Raw genomic sequence first — 7906 nt, 5'->3', positions numbered from 1 at the left:
TGGTCTCGCAACCCCTCGGAATCATATCGGAACTCGATCGTCTACCGTTACGTCAGCGTTCTGACACAGCCTCTAAGATTGTTGAAATAGGTCGTGGTGCTGGTCAGGTCGAACTGATCCAACTGCAAGGTCGCCCGCAGATCGGCGCGGAACATGCGGTTGTAATATTTTCCCGATTCCGACTGGATCGACCTGTAAAAGCTCGGGGGCGTGTCGCCGCTGGTCTGGCACACGTAGCAAACCGGCGAACCCAAGCCAAGCTGATCGGCATAATTTCTGGCGTTGCTCCGCTGCCACTCGACGCCGCCGGTGATGCTCAGGGCGTCGCTCGGGTCCCATTTGAAGCGGCCACGCGCGGTATAATTGTTGGCTCCTCCCAGATCGACACCATTGGAGTTCCGTATATAGCCGTCCTCATTTCTGTAACGGCCGGCAAAACGCACGCTCAGCGTATCGGAAATCGGCACGTTCAGCATGCCGTCCAACTGCTTATGGTCGAAGCGGCCATATTCCGCGAGGACACGACCTTCGAACTTGTTGGTCGGTGCCGCGCTGCTGATGCGGACGACGCCGCCAGTAGCATTTCGGCCGTACAATGTCCCCTGAGGGCCGCGCAGAACTTCGATCGAACCGGGGTCTACCAGGTCAAGTAACGAGTTTAAGCCGCCAGCGCGCGGAATATATGCGCCATCGAGATAGATTGTCACGGGCGACTCAAGGCCCGGCGTCGCGGTCTGGACGCCCACGCCACGGATGAAAAGCGCCAGGAAGCCGCTGGTGACCGTAAAATCGGTACCCGGCATAGCCAGCTGGACGTCACGCATGTTGCGCAGCCCTAGCTGTGTCGCGGCCTCAGGTGTCACTGCAGTGATCGCAAGGGGCACATCCTGGAGACGCTCCGAACGGCGCTGCGCTGTGACGATAATGTCGCCCGATGACGATGCCGCATCTACCGTTTGCGCTTCCTGAGAATAAGCAGGGGCGGTCACAGCTGCTAGACAAAGGGCGGATGCCCCGGCCGAAAGTGCCTTCTTGATAGAATTTCTCATAGTATATCCCCTTTAGTTTATCAGTTATGTTTGCCTGTGGCAGAACCGAAAATTCAATCTGCCCAATTTCCTCGGGTGAATTCATCTCGGTCTGAATTATTATTTGCAGCTCAGGCTTCTGCAGGCCCAATGATGGCGTCGATATTGCGGTGCATATTTTGGAGCGCGACCTCGTTGCGTCCCAGCACCATCTTGAAACCCTTGGGTGCATGTTCCAGATTGTGCTGCCCCCCTTCAGAGACGCTATAATCCTCACCACCGACGATCCCGATATTCCAGTTATGGCCGTCGATCAGGGATTGATCGGTTATTGAGTCAGGGGCATCCGATGCGCGGTAGACCGACATGTAGGTGAAACATTTCCCGACGCTTTCGCCCGGAAACAACCGGTAAAGACCGATCCCGCCTTGATGCGCGGCGGGATACAAAATGGTATTGGGGAAGATGAGATGACTGCCCGTATACGGCACTTCTGGCCATTCCGTTTCAGGCCGGCCGACGCAATCCTTGTAGTGATTATCGGTGAAGCAAACACGGTGATGCGGCCCGAAGGCGTCGAACAGTGCGACGTCGGGTACTGACATCTGAGCGATGGTCGTCGCGTGCAGAACTTTGAAGTGATAAGCTTCGCCGAATGTATCGAGGCAGTATTTCCAATTGGCGGCAGCGTCGACACGATCGAAGGTAACTGGTCTAGCCTTGGCAAGGTCGAGGGCGAGCAACTGTGGTCCCATGTCGCCCAGCCATGCCTCGACATCGATGTCTTCATCGCCTGCATGCGCCTTGACGAATATCATCCCTCCCCATTCGCCGATCGGCACGGGTATGAGATTTCGCGCCGCTCGGTCCTGGTCGTTGAAACATTCCTTCTTAGGCACGCTGACGAGCTTGCCCTCGGTGTCGAAGCTCCACGCGTGGAACGGGCAGACGATCAAATTGCGGCGCTCGCCCGTCGCCACCAGCCGAGCAGCGCGGTGCGTGCACATGTTGAGGAACGCGCGCGCCTCGCGATCTTTGCCGCGCACGATGAGTATGGAGGGACCCACCGCATCGAAGGTGAAGCTATCACCAGGTTCAGCAATGTCGCCCGAAAAACAGGCGAGCAACGGCAATTTGCCGAAGATCTCCCGGCGCTCCGTCTCGAACCTCGCCGGGTCGGTATATTCGCTTGCGGGCACTACAAGCGGCGCATCGGCAAGGTCGGTCGTTCCGCCATTGGCAAGATGTGCCACCGCTCTGCGGTCCAAGTCTCTCATAGAGTCGGGTCGGCGACGTGACGATGGCGCTGCGATGTTCATCGGTCGATCCTCATCCCGTTCTGACAAGCTTATCCGTGACCCGGGCGTCACATCGACACCCGGGCTATTCGCCGTCATTGTTGTCATCTATCCCGCGACGGGGCGCATGCCGCGTGCTGCGAACTCCAATTGAGCCTTATTCTGCCGCTTGGAGCGCCGGCTTCGGTTCCTCATCCAACAAGCGATGGAGTGTGGTATGGAAATGCTGGAGTGCGATCTCGTTCCGCCCGAAGATGAGATACTCCTGAGCACGAGACTTGAGCGTATCCTGCGTCGACTGGACCACAGGATAATCCTCGTCCCGGACCGTCTGATGCGTCATCGCCGCCCAGTTCTTAGTCTCGGAAATCCGATCGGCTGCGAGACCGCCTTCGGTAACCATCGTGCGGGAAATCGTGACCGACTTGTCCGGGCTCGCGCCTGGAAGCACCTGATTGACGAACAGGCGCTCGGTCAGCGGTCTTTCTTCGCCACCATGTTCAGTGAATGCGGTATCGCTCGCAAAGGCGAATTCCATGCTCGGGAACAGCGTATAGGCAATCTGGACATACCGCTTAAGCTCGTTCAGCGATGTCGGATCACATTTTTCGATGCCGAGTGCCGGCGTCAGGTAGCGAGTGTGCAATCCATAGTGGTCAAATTTCAGGATGTTCGGATAGACAAACGTGCCGAAGCTCTTTGCGTGCAAGCTGATGAAATGGTAGGATTCCGCGTATCCCTCTGATGCCAGTTTCCAATTAGCGGCCGGCAAATCCATCCGGTCCACGATATGATATCGATCGAAGCGCGCCTTGCGGATGTTCTTGTCCATCTCGGGCCCGAGAAACGCATCTAGATCCAGTGCAAGCCCCGGCGTCAGAACGCCCCAGATCAATCCAGCGCGCTCCTCGACCGCCAATTCCGTCAGTCCCAGACAGGATTTGTCGACGTCGCCGAACAGGTCACGCTCCGCGATCGCCAGCAGCTTGCCGTCCAGCCCATAGGTCCACGCGTGATAGATGCAGGTCAATCGGGCCGCCGAACCCAAGCCCTCTGCAGCGACCTTTGCGCCGCGATGCCGACAGGCGTTGACGAACATGCGCACTTCGCCATTCTTTTGCCGCGTCAGCAGAATAGGCACGCCCACCATGGTCTTCGCCCAATAGCTGCCGGGTTCGGACAGTTCGGTAGAGAATGCGATGACATGAGGCGTGTTGCGAAACATCTTGACTTCGCGTTCCCAGCGGTCTTGGTCGGTATAATCCGTAACCGGCAACCGCATCACATCCGGCGCGAGCGTAGGCTGCTTCAAGCGAACCAGCTCCATGATCTCATCATACAGGGTGCGCATTTCTTCTAAATTGAGATCACTCATGATCGATCATATCCTCACCGATACTAGGTGGTTACCTGCCTGTAGCCTCAGGCTTCCTTGCCGACGTTTTATACCCGCAACACCGACCCGTCAACAGAAATAAGTATGCGTATTCTTAAAAGTGCACCTGAGGGGCTTGCCGAAGAGCAACGAACTGGCGAATGGGGTTGAGGGCAACACTTAAGGGGCACGATGAACAGAAGAGCACAAGCGGCTGCGGAGCGGCGCAAGGAACGATCCGAGCGAAGACAGAACCAGATTCTCGATGCTGCACGCGCTTGCGTGGTGGCGGAAGGTTTTCACGCAGCCAGCATAAGTCGCATTGGAGAGGCTGCATCGATGAGTCCCGGACACATCTACCAGATTTTCGAAAATAAAGAGGCCATCATGATTGCCTTGGCCGAGCGAGAATTCCAGGAATTGATGCTCTATATGAGTGAGCTGGATACGTCCTCCGTCCTGACCATAGACACCATCGTTCAAGCATTTATAAGTAAGCTTCCCTGGCTCCTTGAATATGATCGCGGCGCAATCGCGACTGAGGTTCAGGTTGAAGCAGGACGCAACCAAAAGATCGCGGAAATGATCCAGCGCATCGACCGCCAATTTCGCGCTATGTTTCGCAAGGTCATAGGAACAGTGCTACCTGAACTCACAGATCGCGAAGTCGATATGCGGGTTGAAATGCTCTTGATAATAGCAAGGGCGACGGCGCTTCACGCTGTAACCCATCCGGTCTCTGACATAGATCTGGTTTCGGGCGGATTCGAACTTGCGCTTAGAGGCATCTTCAGCCAGCCAGCTGCGCCGCATAGATAATCACGGTACTTTTGCGACCGAGCAGCGTCCGAAATCGACGTCATGGCGCTCAGAACCGGACAGTCGCGATTGTCCCAAGTGTTGACATGGTGGGCGTTTCGCGCCGCTGGCGCGACCCTGCTCTATTCCGCTTCGCTCCACCGAGCCGCCCGCGCCGGGCGTCTCGTCCCGTCCGGGTGACGATCAGTAACGCATGGGGCTGCTGCTGCGCACCGCCCTGATGGTCGCCACGCCTGCGGCGCGGCGGCGTTGGCCTTGGCGGCGTCGATCTGGCGGGTGGGCGTCGCTTCCCTCTAGGCCCGCCGCGCCGGGCCGCAACTCCGGCTTCACCGGAGTCCTCCTCTTCGTTCCGGTCCTTGGGACCATTCCCCATCGCTGGCGCGATGGGGGCCCCCGGCGGATGCAGCCCTGCTCTGCCGGCGGGCCTGTCGGTCCGCTCCTGCCGCCCACCCGCCATTCCGGCGCCGGTTGCGGCGGTTTGAAGGAGTGAAGGGAAATGGAACTCAAGCATATCGACATCGCCAAGTTGGCCGTCTCCGGCCTCAACATGCGCGGCAAGGGCAAGGCGGACCTGTCCAATATCCTGCCGTCCGTCAGGGCGCGTGGCGTGCTGGTGCCGCTGATCGTGCGGGCGAATGGCAGTCCGGACAGCTATGAGATCGTGGCAGGCAAGCGGCGCTATCAGGCAGCGCTGGCCGTAATGCAAGAAAGCGGCGAAGCCGAGGCGCTGCCCTGTGCGGTGATCGAGGCAGGCGACGATGCCTCAGCGTTGGAGGCCTCACTGATCGAGAATATCGCCCGGCTCGATCCCGATGAAGTAACCAGATGGGAATGCTTCACCCGTCTGGTGCGCGAAGGACGAAACCCCGATCATATCGCCACCACCTTCGGCCTCACCGAATTGCAGGTGAAGCGCACCTTGGCGCTGGGCAATCTGCTGCCCCGTATCCGCAATCTCTACCGGCGCGGCGAGATCGAAGCGGCCACCGTGCGGCACCTCACATTGGCGACCAAAAGCCAGCAGCAGCAATGGCTGACCCTGCTCGACGATCCTGACAGCTATTGCCCCATCGGCCATGCGCTCAAATCATGGGTGCTGGGCGGTGCCTCGATCCCAGTCAGCACAGCCCTGTTCGATGTCGAGGGCTATGAAGGGGGGATCGTGACCGACCTGTTCGGGGAGGATCGCTATTTCGCTGATGTCTCCGCGTTCTGGACGGCGCAACAGGCAGTGATTGAGGCGCGGGTTGAGCAATATCGGGATGCTGGATGGCGCGATGTCGTGCTGCTGCCGCAGGGCGAACCCTTCCATGGTTGGGAATATGAGCGTTGCCCCAAGCGCAAGGGCGGCAAGGTCTATGTTGTCACCAGCCACAGGGGCGATGTCGCCTTCCACGAAGGCTATCTGACATCGAAGGAAGCCCGCAAGCTTGCCAAGCAGGGCGAGGACGGGGATGCCGTCGGCAAACCCTCACGGCCCGAAGTAACGAGCAGCCAGCAGGATTATATCGACCTGCACCGGCATGCAGCCGTCCGGGCGCGGATGATCGGCCACCCCGGCCTATGCCTGCGAGTAGCGGTGGCGCACATGATCGTAGGATCGCCGCTCTGGACGATCAGGACCGAGCCGCAACGCGCGGCCGATGCGATTGCCGAAAGCGTCGAGAACAGCGTGTCCGAAGCACAGTTCGATGCCGAGCGGCGCAGGCTGCTGGCGGTGCTCGACTTCGATGCCGATACCCCGACCATCACCGGCGGCAGCGATGGACTGACCGGCCTCTACGCCAAACTCTGCACTCTGGACGATGCCACCATCATGGCCATCCTGTCAGTGGCGATGGGCGAGACATTGGATGCTCGCGGTGATCTTGTCGATGCGCTTGGGATGCAGCTTGACGTCGACATCGCCCCGGTCTGGCAGGCGGATGACGCCTTGCTCGACAGCCTGCGCGACCGCGAGGTGATCGATGCGATCCTCACCGAGGTCGCGGGCAAGGATGTTGCCGAAGCCAATGCCAAGGAGACCGGAAAGACCAAGCGGCAGATCGTCCGTGATTGCCTCACCAGCAGCAACGGCCGCGCCAAGGTCGAGGGCTGGGTGCCACGCTGGCTGCGCTTTCCGGCCAGCGGCTACACCGGGCGCGGTGGCATTGCCAGCGTGACCCGGACGGCCAGCGCAGTAGAGGCCATGGCCTTGTCATCTGACGGCACGGATGCCGAACCGAAGGTCGATCCCGCGCCCATGTCGCAGGCCGCATGACTGTGCCCGACCGGCGGTCTTCGGACCGCCGGTCCTGTTCTTGCATGGGAGATATGTCATGCCCCGCAATCCCGATCATGACCGGCTGGAGCGTCTGGAGACAGCCCTGTTGACGATGCCGCGCCTGCGCCGCGAGATATTCCTCGCCGTTCGGCTGGACGCCATGCGCTATGAGGATGTCGCCAGAATAACCGGCCTTTCCGTCAGGGCCGTCGAGCGGCAGATGGCCCGCGCCATCGCCCATATCGGCTATCAATTGCGCCATGGCGAAGCGCCGCCGCCACGCCAATGGCGGCGCAAATGAGGATTTCCGCGCCGCCAACCTCGCTGCTGGCAGCGAGGTTGGCGGATGGGCGATAGCAGGTTAGGACTAGGGCCATGAAGACCAGTCTCGATCATCTGCCCGAAGGCAAGCAGCGCGAACTGGCGCATGTGGTCGAGACCGTGCGCGAGGGCTTTGCCCGCGCTACCGCGCAGCGCACCCAGCCGCGCTATCGCAATGGCAGGCTGCTCAAGATCATCCTGTTCGGCAGCTATGCGCGGGGCGATTGGATCGAGGACCCGGTGGGCCGCTATTTCTCAGATTATGACCTGCTGATTGTCGTCAATCATGACGACCTCACCGACATTGCGGAGTTCTGGGAGAAGACCGAAGCGCAGCTTCTGGCCGACCTGTCGGCGGGCACGGTCCTGCGCACGCCTGTCAGCCTGATCTATCACAGCCTCGACGATGTGAACGACAAGCTGCGGCTGGGCCGCTACTTCTTCATGGATATATTGCGCGACGGCATCACCCTGTTCGAGGAGCCGGACCAGCCCTTTGTCGAGCCGCAGCCGCTATCCCCGGAGCAGGCGCTCAAGGAGACGCAGGACTATTTTGACGAATGGTTCGAGAGCTCTGGCAATTTCTTCACGTTAGCGGAAGGCGCGAGGGAAAAAGGCATGTCGAAAGAGGCCGCATTCCTCCTGCATCAGGCAACAGAGCGCTACTATCATTGCCTGTTTCTCGTCCGCACCCTGTACAGCCCCTTATGCCGCGCGCGGCATAAGGGGCTTTATGCCGATCCACGAACTATGCTGATAGGGTGCAGCTTTCCCATCGTCACCAACGCGTTAGCGGCTATCG

Annotated in this window: 7 protein-coding genes; 4 read left to right on the top strand and 3 right to left on the bottom strand. The window is 59.6% G+C overall.

What is annotated here, in order from left to right; translation table 11 throughout:
* Window positions 1–47: 47 nt before the first annotated feature.
* From AAC640_RS18165 to AAC640_RS18155, 3 genes are all read right to left on the bottom strand, one after another.
* Complete coding sequence (locus AAC640_RS18165) at window positions 48–1049, bottom strand: TonB-dependent receptor (protein WP_340268845.1); 1002 nt, start codon at window positions 1047–1049, stop codon at window positions 48–50.
* A gap of 110 nt (window positions 1050–1159) precedes the next feature.
* On the bottom strand, window positions 1160–2281 hold the full coding sequence (locus AAC640_RS18160) for an aromatic ring-hydroxylating oxygenase subunit alpha (protein ID WP_340268843.1): 1122 nt from the start codon (window positions 2279–2281) through the stop codon (window positions 1160–1162).
* Between the two features lie 202 nt (window positions 2282–2483).
* Window positions 2484–3701, bottom strand: coding sequence for an aromatic ring-hydroxylating oxygenase subunit alpha (locus AAC640_RS18155; RefSeq protein ID WP_340268841.1), 1218 nt, complete (start codon window positions 3699–3701; stop codon window positions 2484–2486).
* A 192-nt stretch (window positions 3702–3893) separates the two neighbouring features.
* Here AAC640_RS18155 and AAC640_RS18150 point away from each other — a divergent pair, with 192 nt between their 5' ends.
* The 4 genes from AAC640_RS18150 to AAC640_RS18135 all read left to right on the top strand — a co-directional run.
* Window positions 3894–4520 carry a TetR/AcrR family transcriptional regulator gene (locus AAC640_RS18150; protein WP_340268839.1) on the top strand — a complete coding sequence of 209 codons (627 nt, stop codon included), beginning with the start codon at window positions 3894–3896 and terminating at the stop codon, window positions 4518–4520.
* A gap of 496 nt (window positions 4521–5016) precedes the next feature.
* Complete coding sequence (locus AAC640_RS18145) at window positions 5017–6780, top strand: ParB/RepB/Spo0J family partition protein (protein WP_340268837.1); 1764 nt, start codon at window positions 5017–5019, stop codon at window positions 6778–6780.
* Window positions 6781–6838: 58 nt separating this feature from the next.
* A complete protein-coding gene (locus AAC640_RS18140) occupies window positions 6839–7084 on the top strand; it encodes a sigma factor-like helix-turn-helix DNA-binding protein (RefSeq protein WP_340268835.1) in 246 nt (81 codons plus the stop codon).
* 74 nt (window positions 7085–7158) lie between these two features.
* Window positions 7159–7906 (top strand): nucleotidyltransferase domain-containing protein (locus AAC640_RS18135; RefSeq protein WP_340268833.1); only part of this gene is annotated, 748 nt, incomplete at its 3' end.

The organism is Sphingobium mellinum, assembly GCF_037860795.1.
Classification (GTDB): Bacteria; Pseudomonadota; Alphaproteobacteria; order Sphingomonadales; family Sphingomonadaceae; genus Sphingobium; species Sphingobium mellinum.
This window is presented reverse-complemented; position numbering and strand designations above follow the sequence as displayed.

What these genes read in the sequence shown, in the direction of transcription:
- AAC640_RS18150 (WP_340268839.1), top strand. Translation starts at nt 3,894, where the DNA reads ATGAACAGAAGAGCACAAGCGGCTGCGGAGCGGCGCAAGGAACGATCC.
- AAC640_RS18155 (WP_340268841.1), bottom strand. Translation starts at nt 3,701, where the DNA reads ATGAGTGATCTCAATTTAGAAGAAATGCGCACCCTGTATGATGAGATC.
- AAC640_RS18145 (WP_340268837.1), top strand. Translation starts at nt 5,017, where the DNA reads ATGGAACTCAAGCATATCGACATCGCCAAGTTGGCCGTCTCCGGCCTC.
- AAC640_RS18165 (WP_340268845.1), bottom strand. Translation starts at nt 1,049, where the DNA reads ATGAGAAATTCTATCAAGAAGGCACTTTCGGCCGGGGCATCCGCCCTT.
- AAC640_RS18140 (WP_340268835.1), top strand. Translation starts at nt 6,839, where the DNA reads ATGCCCCGCAATCCCGATCATGACCGGCTGGAGCGTCTGGAGACAGCC.